This window comes from Rhodococcus sp. WWJCD1, from assembly GCF_002258735.1.
GTDB lineage: Bacteria > Actinomycetota > Actinomycetes > Mycobacteriales > Mycobacteriaceae > Rhodococcoides.
This window is the reverse complement of the sequence record NZ_NOXY01000028.1, coordinates 189,800-213,546: the sequence shown is the minus strand read 5'-3', so window position 1 is coordinate 213,546 and position 23,747 is coordinate 189,800. Positions and strand designations below refer to the sequence as shown.

22 protein-coding genes are annotated in these 23,747 nt (G+C 63.4%); 12 read left to right on the top strand and 10 right to left on the bottom strand.

Annotated features, from left to right (window positions below; genetic code table 11):
• Positions 1-40: 40 nt before the first annotated feature.
• A complete protein-coding gene (locus tag CH286_RS21615) occupies positions 41-925 on the top strand; it encodes a PD40 domain-containing protein (RefSeq protein WP_094610350.1) in 885 nt (294 codons plus the stop codon).
• A 135-nt stretch (positions 926-1,060) separates the two neighbouring features.
• Here the strand turns inward: CH286_RS21615 and CH286_RS21610 are convergent, their stop codons facing one another.
• The 4 genes from CH286_RS21610 to CH286_RS21595 all read right to left on the bottom strand — a co-directional run bounded on the left by CH286_RS21610 (position 1,061) and on the right by CH286_RS21595 (position 4,424).
• A complete protein-coding gene (locus CH286_RS21610; protein WP_094610349.1) occupies positions 1,061-1,900 on the bottom strand; it encodes an SDR family NAD(P)-dependent oxidoreductase in 840 nt (279 codons plus the stop codon).
• Positions 1,897-2,241 (bottom strand): nuclear transport factor 2 family protein, encoded by a 345-nt coding sequence (locus CH286_RS21605; RefSeq protein WP_255182736.1) that lies wholly within the window; start codon positions 2,239-2,241, stop codon positions 1,897-1,899. The genes CH286_RS21610 and CH286_RS21605 overlap by 4 nt, the downstream gene beginning before the upstream one ends.
• A 78-nt stretch (positions 2,242-2,319) precedes the next feature.
• Positions 2,320-3,504 carry a GNAT family N-acetyltransferase gene (locus CH286_RS21600; RefSeq protein WP_094610420.1) on the bottom strand — a complete coding sequence of 395 codons (1,185 nt, stop codon included), beginning with the start codon at positions 3,502-3,504 and terminating at the stop codon, positions 2,320-2,322.
• Positions 3,505-3,908: 404 nt separating this feature from the next.
• The gene (locus CH286_RS21595; RefSeq protein ID WP_176458309.1) at positions 3,909-4,424 is read right to left on the bottom strand and encodes a GNAT family N-acetyltransferase; all 516 of its coding nucleotides are present in this window, start codon (positions 4,422-4,424) and stop codon (positions 3,909-3,911) included.
• A 49-nt stretch (positions 4,425-4,473) separates the two neighbouring features.
• On the opposite strand from CH286_RS21595, the gene CH286_RS21590 reads away from it, so the two are divergent.
• The 5 genes from CH286_RS21590 (at position 4,474) to helR (ending at position 11,242) form a co-directional block, all read left to right on the top strand.
• Positions 4,474-5,013 carry a hypothetical protein gene (locus CH286_RS21590; protein ID WP_094610419.1) on the top strand — a complete coding sequence of 180 codons (540 nt, stop codon included), beginning with the start codon at positions 4,474-4,476 and terminating at the stop codon, positions 5,011-5,013.
• 42 nt (positions 5,014-5,055) lie between these two features.
• Entirely contained in the window at positions 5,056-5,718 is a 663-nt protein-coding gene (locus CH286_RS21585; protein WP_094610347.1) for a class I SAM-dependent methyltransferase, read from the top strand.
• A 218-nt stretch (positions 5,719-5,936) separates the two neighbouring features.
• Complete coding sequence (locus CH286_RS21580; RefSeq protein WP_094610418.1) at positions 5,937-8,132, top strand: putative bifunctional diguanylate cyclase/phosphodiesterase; 2,196 nt, start codon at positions 5,937-5,939, stop codon at positions 8,130-8,132.
• 225 nt (positions 8,133-8,357) lie between these two features.
• Entirely contained in the window at positions 8,358-8,774 is a 417-nt protein-coding gene (locus CH286_RS21575) for a hypothetical protein (protein WP_094610417.1), read from the top strand.
• A 290-nt stretch (positions 8,775-9,064) separates the two neighbouring features.
• Positions 9,065-11,242 carry an RNA polymerase recycling motor ATPase HelR gene (helR, locus tag CH286_RS21570; protein WP_094610346.1) on the top strand — a complete coding sequence of 726 codons (2,178 nt, stop codon included), beginning with the start codon at positions 9,065-9,067 and terminating at the stop codon, positions 11,240-11,242.
• Here helR and CH286_RS21565 read toward each other — a convergent pair.
• Positions 11,203-12,102, bottom strand: a complete 900-nt coding sequence (locus CH286_RS21565; protein WP_094610416.1) for a LysR family transcriptional regulator — start codon at positions 12,100-12,102, stop codon at positions 11,203-11,205. The two genes, helR and CH286_RS21565, sit on opposite strands and share 40 nt — an antisense overlap.
• Before the next feature lie 72 nt (positions 12,103-12,174).
• Between CH286_RS21565 and dapA the strand changes: the two genes are divergently transcribed.
• The 6 genes from dapA (at position 12,175) to CH286_RS21535 (ending at position 19,137) form a co-directional block, all read left to right on the top strand.
• The gene (gene dapA / locus CH286_RS21560; protein WP_037150386.1) at positions 12,175-13,119 is read left to right on the top strand and encodes a 4-hydroxy-tetrahydrodipicolinate synthase; all 945 of its coding nucleotides are present in this window, start codon (positions 12,175-12,177) and stop codon (positions 13,117-13,119) included.
• A gap of 6 nt (positions 13,120-13,125) precedes the next feature.
• Positions 13,126-15,510, top strand: coding sequence for an ATP-binding cassette domain-containing protein (locus tag CH286_RS21555; protein ID WP_094610345.1), 2,385 nt, complete (start codon positions 13,126-13,128; stop codon positions 15,508-15,510).
• Between the two features lie 42 nt (positions 15,511-15,552).
• Positions 15,553-16,107 (top strand): isochorismatase family protein, encoded by a 555-nt coding sequence (locus CH286_RS21550; RefSeq protein WP_094610344.1) that lies wholly within the window; start codon positions 15,553-15,555, stop codon positions 16,105-16,107.
• Between the two features lie 19 nt (positions 16,108-16,126).
• Positions 16,127-16,804 carry a GAP family protein gene (locus CH286_RS21545; protein ID WP_094610343.1) on the top strand — a complete coding sequence of 226 codons (678 nt, stop codon included), beginning with the start codon at positions 16,127-16,129 and terminating at the stop codon, positions 16,802-16,804.
• 22 nt (positions 16,805-16,826) lie between these two features.
• Complete coding sequence (locus CH286_RS21540) at positions 16,827-17,627, top strand: HugZ family pyridoxamine 5'-phosphate oxidase (protein ID WP_094610342.1); 801 nt, start codon at positions 16,827-16,829, stop codon at positions 17,625-17,627.
• Between the two features lie 106 nt (positions 17,628-17,733).
• Entirely contained in the window at positions 17,734-19,137 is a 1,404-nt protein-coding gene (locus CH286_RS21535; protein WP_032403457.1) for an NAD(P)/FAD-dependent oxidoreductase, read from the top strand.
• Between the two features lie 85 nt (positions 19,138-19,222).
• Here the strand turns inward: CH286_RS21535 and CH286_RS21530 are convergent, their stop codons facing one another.
• Genes CH286_RS21530 through CH286_RS21510 form a run of 5 tightly spaced genes read right to left on the bottom strand, consistent with a single transcriptional unit; the run spans position 19,223 to position 23,664 of the window.
• A complete protein-coding gene (locus tag CH286_RS21530; RefSeq protein ID WP_094610341.1) occupies positions 19,223-19,891 on the bottom strand; it encodes an urease accessory protein UreD in 669 nt (222 codons plus the stop codon).
• 6 nt (positions 19,892-19,897) lie between these two features.
• Entirely contained in the window at positions 19,898-20,602 is a 705-nt protein-coding gene (gene ureG / locus CH286_RS21525) for an urease accessory protein UreG (protein WP_094610340.1), read from the bottom strand.
• Between the two features lie 52 nt (positions 20,603-20,654).
• Positions 20,655-21,311, bottom strand: a complete 657-nt coding sequence (locus CH286_RS21520) for an urease accessory protein UreF (protein ID WP_094610339.1) — start codon at positions 21,309-21,311, stop codon at positions 20,655-20,657.
• Positions 21,311-23,032, bottom strand: coding sequence for an urease subunit alpha (locus CH286_RS21515; RefSeq protein WP_037150374.1), 1,722 nt, complete (start codon positions 23,030-23,032; stop codon positions 21,311-21,313). Before CH286_RS21515 ends, CH286_RS21520 begins: the two co-directional genes overlap by 1 nt.
• Positions 23,032-23,664, bottom strand: a complete 633-nt coding sequence (locus CH286_RS21510) for an urease subunit gamma (RefSeq protein ID WP_052058378.1) — start codon at positions 23,662-23,664, stop codon at positions 23,032-23,034. The genes CH286_RS21515 and CH286_RS21510 overlap by 1 nt, the downstream gene beginning before the upstream one ends.
• Between the last annotated feature and the right edge of the window lie 83 nt (positions 23,665-23,747).

The window sequence follows — 23,747 nt, the reverse complement described above, 5'->3', positions numbered from 1 at the left end:
ACCAGGGTTCTGCATACTGCGATTCTGAGATGATTGCCCGATGCATCGAATCCGGCAGATCTCCGCGCTCGTCGCGCTGACACTGCTCGCGGCAGCATGCGCCGACGACCCTCCACCCGAGCCGACACCGGTGGTCGTGGCCTTCGACGACGGATGGGGCCAGCTGTTCGTCATGAACATCGACGGCTCCGGCTTGCGTCAGGTCACCCCGACCGTGGGCGAAGACAGCCGCGACCCGAACTACGGGAACGACGCCGCCCTCTCCCCCGATGGCGAGCAACTCGCGTACGCCCGAGGCCGGTTCATCGAGATCCTCGACCTCGAGTCGGGTGAATCGAGGTCGGTGCACGAAGGTGGCTACGAACCGTCTTTCTCACCGGACGAATCCAAGATCGCATTTACCTCGAACGGCAGCATCGACATCATGAACGTGGACGGATCCGACGCACACGTCATCGCGCAAGAAGAGTCGGCCTTCGGAGCGACATTCTCCCCGGATGGTTCACGGGTCGTCTACGTCACCGGCGGCTACCTGAACGAAGTGTCTGTCAACGGCGGAGAATCGACAGTGCTTCTGCGCGACCAGTTCTGGAACTCCGACCCGGCCTTTTCGCCCGACGGGTCGACACTCGTCTTCTCCAGTAACCGAGGCGGTAACAACGGCTCCGAGATCTACGCAATGCCCTCCGGCGGAGGGGAGATCACTCCCCTCACCGATACCTACGCCGTACATCCGAAGTTCACGCCCGACGGCTCGCGCATACTGTACGACCGGGCGGTCACACAGGCGGGTGAACTGGTGACCGACGTCGCTACCGGCTCTCAGCCTGAGATTGCATCGATGAACCCCGACGGGTCCGACCAGAAACGGCTGACTCCACGCTCTCTGAGCGGTCAGATGCCGACCGTGGGCGGGGGGCGTTGATCCGCGAGCGACAATCGCTGTTGCTGTGGAGTGACGATGGGCAGGTCGTCGAGGACGACCTGGCCGTCATCACCGTTGGATCGGTCAGTCAGTGCAGCGGACAGGCGGTATCGAATGTGTAATCGGCGAGCTCGGTCAGGCGGGGAAATCCGCGCTACGAGAAAGCGTTTCGTTCGACCGGATGTCGCCCAGGTTCTGTTCCAGCGCGTCGATCACGGCGTCGTACCCGCTGTTACCCAGGATCAGCCGGCGTGGCGGCGGGTCTTGGGCCATCGCTGCGATCACCGCACGGGCACCGCGACGCGGATCGCCCGGTTGCACCCCGTTCATGCCGACGAAAGCGGCACGGACCTCGTCCAGCATGTCGTGGTATTCCGGAATCGCTTCCGCGACGGGCTCGTCGGCGAATCCGGTGTAAGCGTTCGTGCGGAAAGCCCCTGGTTCGACCGCCAACACGGAGAGACCCTGCCCGGCGACCTCCTGGCGCAGCGCGTCGGTGATGGCCTCGATCGCGTACTTCGTGGCGCTGTAGTAGCCGAATCCGACCGCCGCCAGAAGCCCGGCCACCGAGGACACATTGACGATCCACCCGCTTCCGCGGGTGCGCATACCTGGTAGCACTGCTCGCGTGACGGACAGTACTGCAAAGAAATTCAGCTCGAACATCGCCCGAATCGAGGTTTCGTTCATTCCCTCGATCGATCCGTACCAGCCTCGGCCTGCGTTGTTGACCAGCACGTCGATGCCGCCGAAATGCTCTTCGGCTGTTCGTACGGCCCGCAGTACCTGTGCCGCGTCGGTGACATCCATGGGCACGACGAGAATGCTGTCACCGTACTTGTCGGCCCACGAGGCGAGTTCCCCTGGACGCCGGGCGGTGAGTACCACGCGGTCCCCCGCCTCCAGCGCCACCTCGGCGTACGCCATACCGAAGCCGCCTGGTGTGCCACCGGTGATGAACCATCGTCTGCTCATGGCTCGATCACCAACCGGTTGATCAGTGCGCCGTCCAGGGTGAAGCGATAGTGCAGATCGACAACTCCCCCTGGGAAATTTCCTTCCAGGTGCTGCGTGACGTCGACAGTGTTGCCGGTCGTGGTCGCTCCGGTGAACTCTGTTGTGTAGGTGTACTCACTCTCACTGACCGAGGCGGTCAGCCAGGCCTCGATCTCGTCGCGGCCCGAGTGGTCGTGGCCCTCATCGGTCACCACGGCATCTGCGGTGAACACGGTGAGGGCTCGGGTGCCTTGGCGGGCGTCGAGTGCGGTCATGAACTTCTGTACGGTGTCCGGGAGTCCATCCCATTCTGTGGTCATGACATCACGGTGACGCCTCCCCCAGGGGGAAGGTCAACACTGGGTCGGCACACCGGTGAACTTGCCCGACACTCGCCTTCACGTGCCCTGGGAAACACTCCCCGCGGTTGCCGGGACAGACCGCAGAAAACAACGAGCGGACTCCAGCCGATCGGCGTCGTAGTGATTCCATTTCGCGGCAGGGACATCCTGGCGTCCCACTTCACGGAATCCCCGTCGGCCGAAGAAAGCTGCAGCCTCACCGCTGACGGTCACTGCGAACAGGTTCGCGATCCCCCGCTCGCGACAGAGATCCATCAATCCGTCGATCAGTAGGCCCCCAGCGCCGAGACCGGAAAACTCTGCGACCGTGATCAAGCCCGACACCTCGCCGAATCCTGTCCCGGCGTATCGGTCCACCTCGAGTCCGACGATGCCGGCCAGGTGCCCAGTGCGCAGAACCCGAGCACCGAGCCCTCCGGCAGCCATCCTCGCGATCTCGATTCGGCTGCGCCGCTTGAGAACCCCTTCGCGGACTCCCTGCGCGACCAGCGCCTCGATTGCTGGAAAATCGTCCACCTGAAGCGAGGCCAAATGGAGGTACCGCCCCTGGGTCAGGACGGTGCCGCGGCCGTCGAAGGTGAACAGCTCGAATTCGAGATCTTCTGCACGGCAGAGGTTTACGCTGTATGCACCGCCTGCAAGCGCGTCCTGTGCCGCGTACGGGAAATCCTCGAGCCCTCGTTCGGCCAGGTGACTGGACAAACGTTCGCGGTGCACGTCGATATCCGCGAAGCTTCGAGGTGGAGTCCCCCAGCCGCCGCCCGGATCGGTGAGCACCATCTTGGATGCCCGAACGCTTGCAGCTACAGACCCGGCCGTGCGCGCGACGTCGGAAGCCTCGGTCCCGATCACGACGCATTCCGAGTCCGCGATAGCGAGCCACAGACGGGCAACTGCCTCGTCGGTCCACGCCGTCGAACCGTCCATGGCCAGACCACCGATCGCAGTGGCGGTCTTCGAAACGCAGTCGGAAGGAACGACAAAAATGAACCGCGTATCCCCCGTACCGAACTCACCCACCGTGCGGCTGACTGCTTGCAGCCCAGCGGCGCTCACGACGGGTAAGGCAACCACGATGGTGACCCCACGGAACTCTTCGATGAAGAAGTCACGCTCGGAAACAGGTACGCCACTGGACGTCAGTTCGACCGCAGCCTCCAGCGGTGCAGTCCGTCTCGTCCTCACTGTGCGCGGATTTGCTCGAAAGTCGTCGTTCGTCATGATTGCTTCAGTCTGGACTGTTCCCAGTGCACCCCGCAACGCGTCCGAATCTCGGTACCTCTTAGGCGGAGTCGACCGAAACTGATCAGCGATCGTTGGACGGGGCTCGACTCGCCGCAGCGGACGTCGCTTGTGTGCCTGGTTCCGGTGACCAGTACCCGTACCGCAGCGCCTGGGCGTAATTCGTCAGCGCCCACCGGCCGTTCTGAAGGGGCTCGTCGGCTATGTGGTTCACCGCCGTTTCCAGAAGGAGAGCAACGGCAGGCACCGCCTTTCCGGCGCTGGTGAGGGCAAGCGCCAGATATCAGGCGACGAGTGGGTCGTCGGGTCGGTCGTGGCGGGCCTCGCCAGAACGTCGATCGCCTCATCGAAATTCGACGAAAGCTAGATTTCGCGAACGTGTTTCATCGCAAGAGGACGTGACCGCGACTGCCGGGCGTCCGACGGAACAGTCTCCGCTCGAGTCGACGAGAACCCGTGTCCATCTGCGTCATATCCGTTCTGAGCCATCCTGCGCCCTCGTACACACCGACGGCACGTTCGTTGTCGTCGATTACCCACAGCTCGCAGGTATCGCATCCGACGGAACCGGCATGAGTGTCGACCGCGTGCAGCAAGCATGTGGCGATCCCCCGCCCCCACATTTCCGGATCGACTGCCAGATAGAAGACTTCCAGAACGTCGCCCTGAACGGCGCACAGTACGAAACCGACAATGTCGCCCGCGCACTCGGCCACGAGAGCACGGGCATCGTCCAGTTCGATCCTTCGCCGAATGCCGTCCACCGCCCGTGACACGCGTGTCGGTTCCGCGCATCCGTCGCGCAGGTCAGTCGAGCGAACCCAGATCGACGCCAATTTCTGCGGATCATGTACGTCCTTGGCGTCGACCGAGCGGATGACGACGTCGACGGACTCCATGGAATCAGGATATGTGCCGCCGATGCCGCGTGCGCGATATTCTCGGCCCATGGCAACCGACCCCGCAGTCAGAGTCTCACGGCTGCGAACGTTGATCGACCACCCCCGCACAGGCAGCTCGGAACGGGACACGGCGCAGCGCATGCTGAATCGGATACTTCGCACCTCGCGGCCGATCACCGACACTCATCGACAGTACGGTTCGAGCCACGGCCGTCTCGGCCGACATTCGGGACTTGACAGCATCGCCGAGATGATTCGCGACGACATCACGATGGCCCGCATCTACCGTCCCTCCGCTACCGAATCCTCCGGGATCACCCCAGTCGATCCAGTTCGCGACGCACCCAAAGACATTCGGATCGAAGTCGAAGTACACCACGGTTGCGAAATCGTCGTCACGATCAGCTGCATTCCACCCGCTTGGGGCTGGTTCCGCGACAGCGGAATCGATATCTACTCCCCTGCGCTTCGCGCTCTCGTGGACGAGCTCGCATCGATCGTCGCCGGCTTCGACCATTCCGGGGACGACATCACGAACAGATTCTTCGGTCGAGTTCGCGTCGAAGACACCACTGTGGTGTGGTGACACTTCCGTAACTCCCGGAAGTTCTGAGAGGCGAACGACCACATGACAACGCTATCCACCCGAGCGGGGGCGGCCCCGTACACCAAGCTTGTCCTACGACTGTACGACCTGTGGGTGATCCGACTGTCGAACAGTTTCGGATGGCGTTGCAACAGAGCTCATTTCGTCGATCTCTACCGTCGGCACATCGGCCACCGTCACCTGGAGGTCGGCCCTGGATCCGGCTGGGCCCTCGCCAACATCGACCTGCCCACCGATATCGACCTCACCCTCCTCGACCTCAACGCCAACTCGCTCGATCACACGGCATCCCGACTGGATGTTCCGCTTACGCTGATCGAACACGATGTTCTGGTGCCATTGGACAAGAGCATCGAAAAGTTCGACTCGGTGTCGATCAATTACGTTCTGCACTGCCTCCCCGGCGACTGGTCCACCAAGGCTGCTGCCCTGACAAACCTCGCGGAGAAGCTGACGCCAGAGGGAGTGCTGTTCGGATCGACCGTGATCGGTGCGGACCAGAGCTTCACCGTCCTCGGCAAGGCGCTGATGTTCGCCTACAACCAAACCGGCGTGTTCGGAAATCGCCAGGACGATCTGCCCGGCCTTCGCCGGTCACTGTCCGAAACATTCGAGCAAGTCGAGGTGACTATGGTCGGCAATGTCGCGATCTTCGTGGCTCGACAGCCTCGCACACGACCGTAGACCCCGAAGGACCGTCGGCGCGCCTCCGAAGCCGCAACCTTTGCCATCAACTCCGCCTGTGCACGAGTGTTGTCCACTACGCCGGCCGCCGCTCGGTTTCATGCGTGTCGAGCAGATAGTTCGGGGCCCGTCGTGGCAATCGTGCACACGCACCGCACCCGCCGAATAGCATTGGCTCGGCAGTGCTCGGATCACGGGCGAGCCGGATCGGAGGACCGGTGAACGATCTCACGGGCGATCCGGTGAGCCTTCGGTCGTTTCTCGATCGATTCCCGGACTTCGCTTCCTTGTCCGATTTCTCGGGAAAAATCCTCTATATCAATCCTGCAGGCTTGGAACTGATCGGATCGACGAGCCTATCCGCTGCCATGGAGTTGAGTGCGCTCGAATTCCTCACCCCGGGTGGGCTCGATCTCGCGGCAGATATCGGTGACGGTCTGCGCATCGACGGAAGATGGGAGGGATACTGCGAATTACGCCATCAGGTGACCGGTGCCGCAATTCCGGTGATGGTGACCGCCTATTCGATCGATTCCGGCGACGGTGGGCCCGACTTGGTTGCATCCATCATTCGTCATCGTCACACCGCCGAACAGCGCAATGCTCGGATGGCCGCCGATGTCCTCCTCGCAGGTCGGCATGCTCGAGAGCAGAAGGCTCTTGCCGATCTCAGCAGATTCGCCGTCATCGCAGACCTACCGACACTGCTCACCGCCGCCACCGATACCGCCGCAACCTTGATCGGTGTCGGAAACTCGGCGATTTCCCATCTCGAACGCCCGGACGATCCTTACCTGACCATGGACGCAGCAAGCGGCACACTCGGTATACGGCACGATGTTCCACCGGGAGACGGGTCGCTGATGGGGTTCGTCCTGGCGAACTCCGAGCCGGCCGTGTGCAACGACCGCACTGTCGAGACGCGTTTTCGCACCGAGACGATGGCTGCTTTCGGGCTGCGCAGCGGAGTGGGAGTTCCGATCTTCGACGTTGCCGGCGCCGCCTGGGGTGTGCTCACAATCCACAGCGTGGAGGCCCGTCTCTACCGCGACGAGGAGGTGTCGTTTCTCGGGTCCGTCGCTGGGATCGTCTCCGCGGCAATGAGAAGGATCGATCTGGAACGCCAGCTGAGACGACGCAGTACACACGACGCACTCACCGGTCTGCCGAACCGAACGCTCGCCTACGACGTCATCGACGCTGCGCTGGTTCGCGCGCGGCAACAGTTCGGCACGGTTGCGCTGCTGTTGCTCGACATCGACGACTTCAAGATCATCAACGACAGCCTGGGCCACGATGCCGGTGACAGGGCGCTGGTCAAATTCGTCGATCGACTTGCCTCGGCAATTCGGGAAGCCGATACAGTTGCGCGCCTTGGCGGAGACGAGTTCCTGATCGTGTGTGAGGGAGTGGACAGCGTCGAGCATGCGAAAGAACTCGCGCGGCACATCTCGAGTTCGATCGCGGTGCCGTTTTCTGCCGTCGACGTTCCGATTCCCCTCAGCGCGAGTATCGGCATCGCTGTGTCCGACCGGAATTCGACGCGACAGGAGCTCATTCACCGTGCGGACCTGGCCATGTACCGCGCGAAGGACAGCGGTACTGGCGGCCATGCCGTCTTCGATCCAACCGATCTCTACGACGCCGATCGCATCAGGTCACTCTCGATAGATCTCAGGGCGGCCTTGAAAGCGAACGAACTCACGCTGGCTTATCAACCGCTGGTGGAGATCGCGACTCGGAAGGTCGTTGCGGTCGAGGCGCTGGCTCGCTGGAATCACCACCACCTCGGACCGATAGAACCCAGCGAATTCGTCAGCGTCGCCGAGAGAACGGGCCTTGCAACGCCATTGGGCACCTGGGCTCTTCGCACCGCGTGTGCCGCTGCGGCACGATGGCGCACGTTCTCCGACATCGTCGTTCGCGTCAACGTCAGCGCACTCCAGCTTCGAGATCCGGATTTTCCGAAAGAGGTTGCGTCCGTGTTGGCAGACACGGGACTTCCCGCTTTCGCCCTCGGTTTGGAGGTCACCGAAACCGTCTGGGTCGCGGACACCGAACGAGTCGCCGACACCGTCTCCACGCTGCATTCGATGGGTGTCACTCTGCTGCTCGACGACATGGGAAAGGGACACAGTTCCATGTCGTATCTCGACCGCTATCCCATGTTCGAGAGTTTCAAGATCGACAGGTCGTATATCGCCCGGCTGCCGGCCCCACGCGCCTGCGCCATCATCTCGGCGATCGTCGCACTCGCCCGGGCATTCGATGTCACCGTCGTCGGGGAAGGGGTCGAGACCGAGGAACAACTCGAGGCATTGGCCGCTGCCGGATGCGATTTCGCCCAAGGGTTCCTGTTGGGACGACCGGTCGATGCCGACGCGATCGCAGATTTGCTGCTCACCGATCCATGAGTGGCGAGCAGCGACCACGTTCGTGATAACGTGCCGAAGCAGAGCTACTCGCATAGCCACCCCAGCTGCAGCAGGCACCCGCGTCGCCTCCGCCAGCGCTCGACGGGCAAGGTCTTTTACGGATCTGCGATCGAAGACCTTTTTGTTCGTTGCTGCACGCCGTGTCCTCGACCTCCGACCGGTGCAGTGGTGCCGCGGGGCCGCTGCACAGAATTCGGAACTACGGTGACCAAGAACCACGCCGAGAAGCGAGCAGCACGAGCCTACGCACAATCGCACCTGCTCCCCTACCGTCAGGCTCTGACGTCGGTGAGAGCGGCCCGTGCCGATCGCGCATCGTTGTCGCCTTTCGCGGAGCGCCTGCTGATCGAGGCCGTGGAGGGATGCGGAATTCGCCACTGGGCGCGTGTCGAGGAATGGGACGGCGTCGCTCGGGCGGCGATAACCGACCTCGGCGGCGAGCGGTTCGTACTCACCGTCGACAGCGTGCTGATCGTGCTGCGTGAACACCTCGACAACAATCCGACACTGCAGCCGAACGACATCGACAGCTACTTCGCCGACGAGACCGTGCAACGCATCCTGTTCGGCGCAATCATCTACCGACTCGAACTTCATCGCGGCAGAGGTCTCGTAGCGTAATCCTCGAATCGTATGAGTTGTCTCGCAGTCTCTTCGATGATGTTCGCTGCAGACGACGTGTAATCCTGGATTTCCGCGCGGGTTGAACTGCGCCAGCGGCAAGCAAGCCGGTTCCAGCCAAAGGAAGACATCCAGGCAGTAGCACAGACGTGCGATCGGGCCATGGGTTCGGAAAGCGAGGATCACCTCTTTCCACTTTCAATGTATAGCGCACCCCGGGGCTTGCGGCAAGACCCCGTACAGGGCTCAGAATGGCTCGCTACCGTCATGAATCAGTCGATCGGAGTTCTGTGAATCCTGTGCGCCCACGCGTCTTCGACCTGCCCGATAGTCTCTCTCGCAAGCGCGATCCAGAGCTGATCGAGGTTGATCAGCAACACTTTTCAGAAATCTGTTCGAGTATCGAGACGTCTCGATCCGATACGACGGATCGGCTGAACACCATCCAGAAGTCGTCGGGCCGGATGGGCCAGGAGGTGATGGAGCGAGACTTCGAGGTCCATCGTCTGCGCGGGCGTCTTCGTTCACTACATCGCTACGGGATCGATCTGTGCCTGGGTCGCATCGTGCCCGTCGACTCGGACGAGCCCGTCTACATCGGGCGCCTCGGACTGTTGGGGAACTCGGGCGAGCAACTTCTGGTGGACTGGCGCTCCCCCGCTGCCGAGCCCTTCTTCGGTGCCACCCACGCCAACCCCATGGGGCTCCAGAGTCGCCGACGCTATCGATGGACGAACGGCGTCATCACGGATTACTGGGACGAGGTCTTCGACTCGACGGGGATCGACTCCGATGCGGCGCTCGACGATCAGTCGGCATTCATCGCCAGCTTGGGTACCGAACGTTCGGCGCGGATGCGGGACGTACTGGGCACAGTGCAAGCGGATCAGGACGCGATCATCCGAGCAGATGCGCGCGGAGCTCTCGTCGTCGACGGTGGGCCGGGAACCGGGAAAACGGTTGTCGCTCTTCACCGTACTGCCTATCTTCTGTACACGGATTCACGCATAGGACACAACCGGGGCGGAGTTCTGTTCGTGGGCCCGCACGAGCCGTACCTCGCCTATGTCTCCGACGTCCTGCCGAGTCTCGGCGAAGACGGTGTACACACCTGCACCCTCCAGGACCTCGTTTCAGAAGGAACGAACGCAACAGAAGAGCCCGATCCTGCTGTGGCGCAACTGAAGTCCACTCTCGGAATGATCGACGCAATCGCCGCGGCCGTCGCGTTCTACGAGCAACCGCCCACCCAGAACATGATCGTGGAAACAGAATGGGCCGACCTGAGACTCACCCCGGACGATTGGATCGAAGCGTTCGGGGCAGCCGAGCCCGGTACTCCGCACAACGAGGCACGAGAACAGATCTGGGACCTACTCCTCACAATTCTCACGGAGCGATACGACGGCGACGAGTCCACCCAGGAAGTACGACGGTCTCTGCAGCGCAACGAGCATCTACGTCGGACGCTCGAAAGATCATGGACAATCATCGAGGCCGCCGACCTCGTTGCCGACTTGTGGAGCGTGCCGGCGTATCTCCGTCGATGTGCACCCTGGCTGAGTGCCGAGCAGGTGCGCATGCTGCAACGAACCGATCCGACGCGATGGACACTGGCCGATCTACCCCTGCTCGACGCTGCGCGCATGCGGCTCGGAGATCCCGAGCATGCGCGGCGCACGCAACGCCGCGAGGCAGCGTCGGCAGTCGAGCGGACGCGGATGGATCGCGTCGTCGACGAACTCATGGCTGCCGACGACGACGACATGATGGCTGCACAGCTTCGCCAGGACGGAATTCGCGATGCGCTCGTCGATCGAGCCGGATTCGAGGAGATCCCCATCGACCCACTGGCCGGACCGTTCGCACACATTGTCGTGGACGAGGCTCAGGAGCTGACGGATGCGCAGTGGCACATGGTGTGTCGCCGCTGCCCTTCGGGCAGCGTCACTGTCGTCGGAGACCGCGCGCAGTCGCGTCGTGGGTTCTCCGAATCCTGGCTCGAACGGCTCGGACGAGTGGGGATCGACCACATCGACGTTGCCACCCTCGGCGTCAACTACCGCACCCCGCGAGAAGTGATGGCGGTGGCCGAGCCGGTGATCCGTGCAGTGTTGCCGGACGCCAACGTCCCGGTATCGATTCGCAGCAGCGGTGTGCCTGTCGAGTACGGCAACTCGGCAGATCTGTCGTCGATCCTGGAAAGGTGGATGGAATCGAACGCCAGCGGAATCGGCTGTGTCATAGGCGATCCTACGTTCGCGGGATCGGAACGCATACGCTCACTGACGCCCCAACTGACCAAGGGACTCGAATTCGACCTGGTCGTCCTCGTCGACCCGGAGTCGTTCGGGTCCGGAATCGCCGGTGCTGTCGACCGATACGTGGCAATGACACGAGCTACCGGGCGGCTGACAATTCTGACCTCTCAGCTCGAGGCCGGGTTCAGGACGTCCAGTACCGCGTGAATTGCGGGGCTCGCATTCGCACTGTGCCTCCAAGCCGCCTGCACCTCACGTGTGGGAGTGCGTGCCGGTGACACTGCAACGAGGTCGGCGCTCAGAACCGGCCGTGCGAGACGAGGAACGAGCGCAAGAACGTCGTCCCCTTCGACCAGTGCGAGCTGGGTCGAGAAATCATCGACGAGATGGCGAACGACTACGTCGGTGGGTGTGTCGGCGAACAGTCGACGGAACCACTGATGGCACACCGTTCCCGCCGGGCTCGTCACCCACGGGTAGCGGGCGAGTTCGGAATGGGTCAGCGCAGACTCGCGACCGGCGAGTGGATGAGTACGTTTCATGATCACGTCGCCGTAGTCGGTATGGATCGGTCGTCGGACGATCGAGGGCGGCGCCGCTGCCGGTACACCGTCGGCGTCGTGCACCAGCGCCAAGTCGGCGGCACCCGCGTGGACGCTGTGCAGGGCGCGATCGGGATCTTCCTCGCTGATGTGGACGGTCAGATCGGGATACCGCCGGTGAAGTCGGCTCAGCGCAGGTGCCACCAGACCGCGAAGGGCGGTCGAGAAGCCGACGAGGCGCACGACCCCACGAGCGACGCCTTCGTCGGCGGAGCGCGCCGACTCAACGCAGCGCTCGAGGGCATGGAACACCTCGTCCGCAGAGTCGACCACCGCTCGACCGGCCGGGGTGAGTACGACGCCTCGGCCGGCCTGCGCCAGCACCGGCGTCCCGATCTGCCGTTCGAGCCGCTTGATCTGCTGGGAAATGGCCGACGAGGTGTATCCGAGCTCGTCGGCCGCCCTGGCCAGGGTTCCCGTGGCAGCGACCGCGCGCAGGGCATGGAGTGCGTTCACATCGATCATGAAGCAACACTACGCAATAATGCCGATAATCCATCGCTGGACCGTAGGTGTTGGGCGGACCACACTCACCTGGTGACCAATTCCGCGCCTTCTTCCTCGTCGATTTTCGGTACCAATGTCGTCGCCATGGTGACGCCCATGCACCCGGACGGAACTATCGATCGCGTCGGCGTCGATGCACTGCTCGTGCACCTGCTGTCGACCGGATGCGACGGAGTCGTCGTCGGCGGCACCACCGGTGAAGCACCGACACTGACCTCCCACGAGCTGTCGGGGCTGATCACGCAGGCCCGAGAGCACTCGAACGATGCCTTTCGGGTGATCGCCGGACTCGGTACCAACGACACGGCGGCGGGAATGGACATGGCTCGGTCCGCTGCAGCGGCCGGTGCCGATGCACTACTGATCAGTGCTCCCCACTATTCGCGCCCCACCCAGGCGGGCATTGTGGCGCACATCGTCGACATCGCCGGAGCAGGTGGGCTTCCCGTCATGGTGTACGACGTCCCGGCGCGCACGGGCATCGCCATCGAGCAGGCGACGTTGATCGAACTGTCCCGGCATCCCTCGATCAGGGCTGTCAAAGACGCAAAGGGCGACCTCTACGAAGCCATGACCGTCATGGCCTCGACGGAGCTTGCCTACTACTGCGGAATCGACGAGCTTGCCCTCGCTTATCTCTGCTGTGGCGCAACAGGATTGGTCAGTGTCACCGGCAACGCCGTGGCCGACCGGTACGCCGAGATGATCGAAGCCGTCCGGACCGGCGACCTGGATCGGGCAAACGCAGTACAGCGGGCACTGTTGCCGCTCACCGACGCCGTCATGCGTACGACGCAGGGAGCCATCATGGCCAAGGCTGCACTGGTCAGGATCGGTGTGCTGTCCGACGCAACCGTCCGCCGTCCACTTCTCGAATCGTCGACGACCGACCTGAGGCGATTGGACGCGGCACTGCGCGCCACCGGAATCGATCAGGAATCGAGAAGCGTGGGCATTCCGGTGCGACTAGCCTGACTGCTCATGGCGACGAAGAAGGTCACGCAGGTCTCGGAACCGCACGCTGCCGATAGTCACGATGTGATTCGTGTACAGGGAGCACGGCAGAACAACCTTCAGGACATCGACGTGGACTTGCCCAAGCGACGGCTCACCGTGTTCACCGGTGTGTCGGGCTCCGGCAAGAGCTCACTGGTCTTCAGCACTATCGCTGCGGAATCGCAGCGGATGATCAACGAGACCTACAGCGCCTTCGTCCAGGGATTCATGCCGACACTCGCTCGACCCGACGTCGACGTCATGGACGGGCTCACCACGGCCATCATCGTCGACCAACAGCGCATGGGTGCCAATCCGCACTCCACCGTCGGTACGGCCACCGACGCCAATGCCATGCTTCGCATTCTCTTCAGTCGAGTCGGTAAACCGTATATCGGCTCAGCACAAGCTTTTTCGTTCAACGTTGCATCGGTCTCCGGCGCAGGCGCCTACAAGGTGGACAAGGGTGGCCGTCAGACCACCGAGAAGAAGTCCTTCTCCGTCACCGGCGGCATGTGCCCACGCTGCGAGGGCCGAGGTTCGGTCAGCGACTTCGATCTCACCGCCCTGTACGACGCGAGCAAGTCCCTCAACGAGAACGCCATCACAATTCCCGGCTACAGCATGGAAGGCTGGTACGGCCGAATTTTCCGTGGCTGCGGTTACTTCGACCCGGACAAGCCCATCGCGAAGTACACGAAGAAGGAACTCGACGATCTGCTCTACCGCGAGCCCACGAAGATCAAGGTCGAGGGCATAAATCTGACCTACTCGGGACTCGTGCCTCAGATCCAGAAATCGTTCCTGTCCAAGGACGTCGAGGCAATGCAGCCGCATATCCGCGCCTTCGTCGACCGCGCGATCACCTTCACCACGTGTCCCGACTGCGACGGCAGCCGACTCAACGAGGGAGCTCGATCGTCGAAGATCAAGGGCATCAACATCGCCGACGCCTGTTCGATGCAGATCAGCGATTTGGCCACATGGGTTGCAGGCCTGAAGGAACCGTCGGTGGCACCATTGTTGACGACGCTGAGCGAGACCCTGGACTCGTTCGTGGAGATCGGGCTCGGATATCTGAGCCTGGATCGTCCCTCGGGGACGTTGTCCGGTGGAGAGGCCCAGCGTACCAAGATGATTCGCCACCTCGGCTCCTCGCTGACCGACGTGACGTACGTGTTCGACGAGCCCACGACCGGCTTGCACCCGCATGACATCGAACGGATGAACAACCTGCTGTTGCAGTTGCGAGACAAGGGAAATACGGTGCTGGTCGTCGAGCACAAGCCCGAGACGATCTCGATCGCAGATCACGTGGTGGATCTGGGTCCAGGTGCCGGCAGCGCGGGCGGGCACGTGTGCTTCGAGGGCACGGTCGAGGGATTGCGACACAGCGACACGGTCACCGGTCGGCATTTCGACGATCGAGCGTCGCTCAAGGACTCGGTGCGTGGGTTCTCGGAAGTACTCGAAATTCGCGGTGCGAACTCACACAATCTGCGCGACGTGGACGTCGACGTTCCACTCGGAGTGCTGGTCGTCGTCACCGGCGTCGCAGGCTCGGGCAAGAGCTCGCTGATTCACGGGTCGCTCTCGGGCACGGACGATGTGGTGTCGGTGGACCAGGGTGCCATCCGTGGTTCACGGCGAAGCAACCCCGCGACGTACACCGGATTGCTCGAACCGATACGGAAGGCTTTCGCCAAGGAGAATGCCGTCAAGCCGGCTCTGTTCAGCTCCAACTCCGAAGGCGCGTGCCCGACGTGCAACGGAGCAGGCGTCATCTACAGCGACCTCGCGATGATGGCCGGGGTGGCCACGACGTGTGAGGTGTGCGAGGGCAAGCGGTTCCAGGCTTCGGTACTCGAGTACCACTTCGGCGGTCGCAACATCGACGAGGTGTTGTCCATGTCGGTCGCAGAGGCCGAGGAGTTCTTCTCCGACGGCGCAGCCAAACTGCTCCCAGCGCACAAGATTCTGCAGCGCTTGAACGACGTCGGGCTCGGCTACCTGAAGATCGGACAGCCACTGACGACGCTGTCGGGTGGCGAACGCCAACGCCTCAAGCTCGCCACACACATGGCAGGCAAGGGTGGGGTCTACGTGCTGGACGAACCCACCACCGGACTGCATCTCGCCGACGTCGACAAGCTGCTCGGGCTCCTCGACAGACTGGTCGACTCGGGCAAGTCGGTGATCGTGATCGAGCATCACCAGGCGGTGATGGCACACGCCGACTGGATCATCGATCTGGGCCCCGGTGCCGGACACGACGGCGGACTCGTGGTGTTCGAAGGAACGCCGTCCGATCTGGTGGCGGACGGTTCCACACTCACCGGCCGACATCTGGCCGCGTACGTCGGGAGCTGACGTGCAGGCAATCGGACGAGACATCTTTCGGAAGGAATTACCGTGACCACCCTGCCCCACCGACCCGCGACCGCGCTGGTGATCATCGACGTGCAGAACGACGTGATGGTGGGCGTGCACGAGCGAGAACGAGTGATCACCAACATCGTGTTCCTGGTGACCCGCGCACGGGAGACAGGTACGCCGGTGATCTGGGTGCAGCACTCGGCCGACGAGGAACTGCACTTCGGGACGGACGGGTGGAAGCTTCTCGAGGCGCTACCTGTGGTTCCGGGCGATCCGATCGTGCACAAGAAGCACGGAGACGCCTTCGAGGACACGACGTTGGAGGACGAGCTGACAGCGGTCGAAGCCGGGCATGTTCTGATCGCAGGCGCACAGACCGATTTCTGCGTGCGATCCACCCTTCACGGCGCTCTGGTGCGCGGATACGACGTGACGCTGGCGAGCGACGCTCACACGACGGAAGACCTGACGAAATGGGGAGCTCCCCTGCCCGAGCAGGTCATCGCACACACCAATCTGTACTGGGACAACCAGACCGCGCCCGGACGTACCGCGGCGGCAGTGGCGACGAAAGATATCGACTTCACCTGACCGATACCCTGAACCTTCCATGGTGACTTTGCTTCTCGCACTCGTCGGCTTTGCGATACTCGATTCGCTCGATGTCTTGCTGATCGGCGTCACTGCCGCTATTGCGGTGCACTCGAGAACCACTCGGCGGTCGCCGTTCCGAGCCGGGCTGGCCTTCGTCGGCGGAGTGTTCACGGCGACGACGGCCTTCGGCATCGTCACCGTTCTCGGCATCGACTTCGTCACGGATCTGTTCGACTTCACCGTCACTCCCACGGTCCGATATCGCACGGAGTTCGTGGTCGGGCTGGTCCTGATCAGCCTCGGCGCGCTGCGCACCGCCGAGCGTCGCCCACCGGCATGGGCCGCCCGAGCCGGCTCCAGCATTCCCGTGGTCGCCCTGACAGGGTTGACGATCGGTCTGGTGCAGGGCCCGACGGCAGTGCCGTACCTCGCCGGGCTGACGATGCTCTCGACCTATGTTCCCCGCCCGCAGTGGTGGCCGGCCATAGTTGTCGTCTACTGCCTGATCGCACTGATTCCGCCGATCCTCGTCCTGATTCTGGCGTCGAGGAAGAGTCGACGTTCCAGGCGGGCGTTCGTCACCACCGTGCGTGGCTTGACGCGGTACGGCCCGCCGACGGTGCGCGTCATCTTCGTCGTGCTCGGTGTCGCATTGCTCGCCGACGCTCTGATTCATGCTCGAGACCTCCTGTAGGTCGTCGCCTAAGCTTCTGCGCATGGCACTCGATCACGGCGACCCCGGTGACGCTCCGTCCGTTCCCCCTCCCCTGTCTCCCGTGGTCGCCGACCGTCGTCCCTCGGCGGCCGAGGAGGCGCGCACGATCGCCGCGTCCACCAACATCGCGACCCTTGCGAGCCTGACCGCGGACGGCGATCCCTGGGCATCGTTCGTCACCTACGGATTGCACGGCGGCGCTCCGGTTCTGTGTGTCTCGCGGATGGCCGAGCACGGGCGCAACCTCGCCGGCGATCAGCGCGCGAGCCTGTCGATCGTGGCACCGCAATCGCAGACCGATCCGTTGGCGTCGGGCCGAATCACTCTGGCCGGCGTGGTCGAACGGCCCGAGGGAGACGAGCTGGCGGCTGCCCGCGAGGCGCATCTCGCGGGGGTGCCCGCGGCGAAGTACTACCTCGACTACAGCGACTTCACGCTCTGGGTCATGCGCGTGCATCGGGTCCGCTGGGTCGGTGGATACGGGCGGATGGATTCGGCAACTGCCGAGGACTACGCCGAGGCCGCACCCGATCCGGTATCGCCCACCTCCGCGTACGCGATCGAGCACCTCAACGCCGACCACTCGACGTCTCTGATGGCGATGGCCCGCGAACTGGGTGGCTATCCCGATGCCACGTCCGCCGAATGCACCGCCGCAGACCGCTACGGGCTCGACCTGAAGGTGCTCACGCCGCGCGGAGTCGCGTACACCAGGGTTGGCTACGCGGCCCCGATCGACTCGGCTGGGGAGCTACGGGCCGCGACCGTGGAACTGGCGAAGCGAGCGGTAGGCGGGCGGTAGTTTCCGCTGCACTCCCCGCTCTGGACCGGTACAGCCACCTTGCCGAGACGCCGAGAACGATGGCGGCTACCGTTGTGCTTACATCTCAACGTCTAGGGAGCAGGTAATGAGCATCCAACCGGTCGAATCGAAGCGTCATCGTGTCGTCGTCATCGGTTCCGGGTTCGGAGGTCTGTTCGGCGTCAAGGCGCTCAAGAAGGCCGACGTCGACATCACCCTCGTCGCCAAGACGACGCACCACCTCTTTCAGCCGCTCCTCTACCAGGTAGCGACGGGCATCCTGTCCGTCGGCGAGATCGCTCCCACCACCCGCGTCATTCTCCGCAAGCAGAAGAACGCCGAGGTGCTGCTGGGCGACGTGTTGAACATCGACCTCGAGGCCAAGACGGTGACGTCGAAGCTGCTCGAGCGCATCACCGTCACTCCCTTCGACAGCCTGATCGTCGCAGCCGGCGCGCAGCAGTCCTACTTCGGCAACGATCACTTCGCCGAGTTCGCGCCCGGCATGAAGACCATCGACGACGCACTCGAACTGCGTGGACGCATTCTCGGCGCGTTCGAGCAGGCGGAACTCTCCGACGATCAGGAGGAGAAGGACCGCCTCATGACCTTCGTCGTCGTCGGGGCAGGCCCCACCGGTGTTGAACTTGCCGGGCAGATCGCCGAGCTCGCCGATCGCACCCTCGACGGAGCTTTCCGCAACATCGATCCTCGCGACGCCCGCGTGATCCTGCTCGACGCAGCGCCCGCCGTACTGCCGCCGATGGGCGAGAAGCTCGGCCGCAAGGCCGCGGAACGACTCGAGAAGCTCGGCGTCGAAATCCAGCTCAACGCGATGGTCACCGACGTCGACAACGACGGCCTGACCGTCAAGGAGAAGGACGGCACGACGCGTCGCATCGAGGCGCAGTGCAAGGTCTGGTCGGCAGGCGTTCAGGGCAGCCCCCTCGGCAAGCAACTCGCGGATCAGTCCGGTTCGGAGACCGACCGCGCCGGACGTGTGCTCGTCGAACCCGATCTGACCGTCAAGGGCCACCCGAACGTGTTCGTGGTCGGCGACCTCATGTCGGTCAAGGATGTACCGGGCATGGCGCAGGGTGCCATTCAGGGAGCGACGTACGCCGCCAAGCGGATCAAGGCATCGGTGAAGGGCGAGGACGACCCCGCTCAGCGTGCGCCGTTCAAGTACTTCGACAAGGGCTCGATGGCAACGGTGTCGCGGTTCAACGCGGTCGCGAAGGTCGGCAAGCTCGAGTTCGGTGGATTCATCGCATGGCTGATGTGGCTTGCGTTGCACCTGTACTACCTCGTGGGCTACCGCAGTCGAATCACGACCGTCATCTCCTGGTTCGTGACCTTCCTCGGTCGCGGTCGCGCCCAGATGGCATCGACCGAGCAGCAGGTGTTCGCGAGGTTGGCCATCGAACAACTGAATTCCCTCGAACGCGCGGGTGCCGTCGAGACGGACACCGCCGAGACGGAACAGGAACGCGCGAAGGCAGCGGGCTGACCCACCGCTGACCCCAGCTTTCCGACATCGCATCGGCCGACGGGAAACCGTCGGCCGATGCGATGCGTCGTTCGGCGTACCGCTCTCACGTACTCGAATCACTGGGCGGCAGGCGGCGACCCACCGAGGTAGTCAGTGAGCCGCCTCCTGCCAAAGCAAGCCGAACGCTTCCGCCGCGCAGATCGACCTCGGACGCACGATCATCGGGGTACTGCAACGTACTGGACATCGACAGCGGAGCCGACAACGCGTCGTGCGAGATCGATCCGTTGCCCAGTTCCACCCGGTGGCGCAGCAAAGGACTGTCTCCGACGTCGCATCGCATCGCACTGGTCCACCGACCCGACGCCTCCTCGAAACGCCCGATCTGCGTCCGCTCGCGCAACCACAAGGTTGAATCCTGTTGCAGCGCAATAGTATTGACCACCGAATGCGATGCGTCCGACACGACGACCATGGGCTCGGGATCGAAGATCAGAGATGCACCCGCACCCACCTCGACGTGCCACTGCGCCGACGAATGACGCTGCTGCCCACCGGGCATCGCCAGTGACGCCGCGACGCTGCGGACTTCCAGGTGTGCGCCGGCCGCCACAGAGATTCTGACGGTGATAGTGTCACCGCCGAGTGGCGTTGCGGCGGTTCCGATCAGGTGGACCGTATCCGCCCCGGTCTGGCGGCCGGCAAGTCCGCCCACCGAGGTGATGCGTGGGCTGCGATGCAGGCTCGCATCGATGCAGAGCTCGGTGTGCATCGACGCTCAGTGCGTGTGAGCATGCGCGTCGGCGTCGGCAACGACCTCGAGCTGCTCACGAATCCACGCGAGTACCGTGGTCGCGGCCGGGTCGTCGGTGAGTGAGATCAGCGCAGTCGGTCGGCCCTCGCGCACCTGTGCCGCATCGCGTTCCATCACACCCAGATCAGCCCCGACGTATGGGGCCAGATCTGTCTTGTTGACCACCAACAGATCGGAGAATGTGACACCGGGACCACCCTTGCGCGGCACTTTGTCGCCGCCTGCGACATCGACGACGAAGATCTGCACATCGATGAGACCGGACGAGAACGTCGCGGTGAGATTGTCTCCGCCCGACTCGACCAGAATGAGGTCCAGGGGCGGATTGTTCTCGATCAAGTCGTCGATGGCGTCGAGATTGGCGGTGATGTCGTCGCGAATGGCTGTGTGCGGGCAGCCACCTGTCTGTACGGCCGTGATGCGCTCGTCCGGCAGCACCGCATGCCGACGCAGGAAGTCGGCGTCCTCGGTCGTGTAGATGTCGTTGGTCAGAACAGCAAGCGACAGCTCGTCACGAAGCTGGCGACACAGGGCAGCCACCAAAGCGGTCTTTCCGGAACCGACCGGTCCACCGATTCCCACTCGCAGCGCCTCGCCCGCCTCCCGCGCGCGTTTCGGACGATCCAGTCCGTGGTCGTGGGGCTCACCGTCGATCAGGTGCGGGGGCATGACATCTCCTTCGTCGTTCGAGAACAGTCGGTCGAAACAGTGGATCGGAATCTCAGGATACGAACAACGGACGATCGCGGACGGCGTGGGCTTCGGCGAACATGTCCAGCAACGGATCCGACAACTCCATCAGCTCGGGTAGGCACTCGCACACCGAGGCAGTCACATCGTCACAGAAGTCGCCCAAGCGGATGGTGCATGCGGCAACCTCGGCCGGATCGAGCGCCAGCAGACGCTGCGCCGCGATCGCCGACCCGGTCATGGTGATGTACACCTGCACAGCCGCTGCGTCGGCAACCGACAGCCCGCACGCGAGCCCCACATGCCCTGCAGCCACGGGGAGGTGCGGCTTACGGCCGATCGATGTCCAATCATGATGCGGCCAAGCCGATTTGGCCAATCGAAGCAGACCGCGACCCTGTGCGCGTGACGCGGATCTGGCCGCGGGGGACGGCGTCCGAGCGTCACACTCGGCGTCGGCACCCTCCGTGCCGAGAGAGCCGTGGACGATCGCTGCCGCCACCGACGCCATGGTGGCACCGGAGGTCCTTATTCGACGTCGCAAGAAAGCCTCGAGTGTCGCGATGTCTCGGACGAAACCCGATGCGATCGCCTCCTCCACTCCACCGGAATGCACGTGTCCACCGGTGGGCAGACGTGAATCGGCAAGAGAGAGAAGCGTTGTCACCTGCAGACGAGCAGCCGTCATCAGAAAAGGAAGTATCGCTGCGCCATCGGCAGTTCGGTTGCCGGCTGTTCTTTCCACACGTCGCCGTCGATGCGCACCGTGAACGTGTCCGGATCCACCTCGATGTCGGGCATGGCGTCGTTGAGAGCCATGTCGGACTTCCTGATGCTGCGGACGTTCTTGACCGGAACGAGCCGGCGATCGCAGTTCAGGCGGCCGGCAAGTCCATCTTCGATTGCCTGGGGAGCGACGAAGTGCAGCGATGTCGCGGCAGCTGCTTTGGGCGAGGCCCCGAACATCGGACGCGGAAGCTCGGGTTGCGGAGTCGGGATGGACGCGTTGGCATCGCCCATAGCCGCCCAGGCGATCATTCCGCCCTTGACGACCATGTGCGGGCGGACGCCGAAGAACGCCGGGTCCCACAGCACCAGATCGGCCAATTTTCCCGGCTCGATCGAGCCGATCTCGTCGTCCAGCCCGTGGGCCACGGCCGGGCAGATCGTGTACTTGGCGACGTACCGCATGACGCGGTTGTTGTCGGCCCCGTTGTCTCCGGAGAGGAAGCCCCGACGAGATTTCATCACGTGTGCCGTCTGCCAGGTACGCAGAACGACCTCGCCGATCCGGCCCATTGCCTGCGCATCGCTGCCGATCATCGAGATCGCACCCATGTCGTGCAGCAGATCCTCGGCCGCAATGGTCGACGGCCGGATACGACTTTCGGCGAAGGCCAGATCCTCCGGAATGGACGGACTGAGGTGATGGCACACCATCAGCATGTCGAGATGTTCGTCCAGGGTGTTGACGGTATGGGGACGCGTCGGGTTGGTCGAGCTCGGCAGCACGTGCCCTTGCGCGGCCACGGTGATGATGTCGGGTGCGTGCCCGCCGCCCGCGCCTTCCGTGTGATAGGCGTGAATTCCACGGCCGTCGATCGCAGCGAGAGTGGTCTCGACGAAGCCGGCCTCGTTCAGGGTGTCCGAGTGGAGCGCGGCCTGCACACCGGCGTCCTCACACACTCGCAGGCACGCGTCGATCGCAGCAGGGGTCGAGCCCCAATCCTCGTGCAGCTTGAATCCTGACGCGCCTGCGCGCAATTGCTCCCACATGGAGTCGGGGTTGACCGTGTTGCCCTTGCCGAGGAGCACGATGTTCATCGGCCAGTCGTCGAGAGCTTCGAGCATCCGGGACAGGTGCCATGCACCCGGGGTGACCGTGGTGGCCTTGCTTCCTTCGGCGGGTCCGGTGCCGCCGGCGATCACGGTGGTGATGCCTCCGCCGAGAGCTTCCTCCTTGATCTGCGGGCAGATCAGGTGGACGTGACAGTCGATACCGCCGGCCGTGACGATCTTTCCGTTGCCCGCGATGATCTCGGTCGAGGGTCCGATCACGAGATCGGGATGGACTCCGGTCATGGTGTCGGGGTTGCCTGCCTTGCCCAATGCCACGATGCGCCCGTCGCGAATACCGAGGTCGGCCTTGATGATTCCCCAGTAGTCGACTACAACCACCCCGGTGATCACCGTGTCGGGAGCTCCGTCTGCGCGGGTAGCACGCGATTGACCCATCGATTCGCGGATCACCTTGCCGCCGCCGAAGACCGCTTCCTCCCCCGCGTTGCCCGGTCCGCCGCTGCGGTCTTCGGTGACCTCGATCAGAAGATCCGTGTCTGCCAGGCGAATTCGATCGCCCGTGGTGGGCCCGAACAACTGGGCGTAACGACTACGGCTCAGACGCGCCATCAGCTGTCCAACTTTCCGGGAGGTGTCATGCTCAAACCGTGGACCTCGCGCGTGCCACCGAGAGGCACGAGCCGAACTGTCTGTTCGATTCCGGGCTCGAAACGTACCGCTGTGCCCGCCGGAATATCGAGGCGGTGGCCGTGTGCACGCTCACGATCGAACTGCAGGGCGGCGTTGGACTGTGGGAAGTGCACGTGTGAGCCCACCTGAACCGGCCGATCTCCGCCGTTCACGACGACCATCGTGATCACCTCGGCGCCCTCGTTGATCTCGATGTCCCCTGCGACGGTGATGATCTCGCCGGGAATCAGGTGACCGTCACCTCGCTTGGGTGAGATCGGCTCGTGCACGGTGATCAATTTCGTGCCGTCGGGAAAGGTCGCTTCGACCATCACCTCGGGAAGCAACTCGGGAACCCCACCGAGGACATCGTCGGCAGTGAGGATTTCGCGCCCCGAGGACATCAGGTCTGCAACGGATCGCCCGTCCCGGGCACCCTCGAGAAGGTGATCGGTGATGACCGCGATGGCCTCGGGATGATTGAGCTTCAAGCCTCGAGCCTGACGACGCCGCGCGAGCTCGGCCGCATAGCTGACGAGCAGTCGATCCTGCTCGTGCGGAGACAACCGCATTGGAGTTCTCCGTCCCGATCGGTGATGGTGCTCGGCAATTCTGACACGCTCGAGGCAGCCCGGCAGCGGAGCGCCGGTTCGCG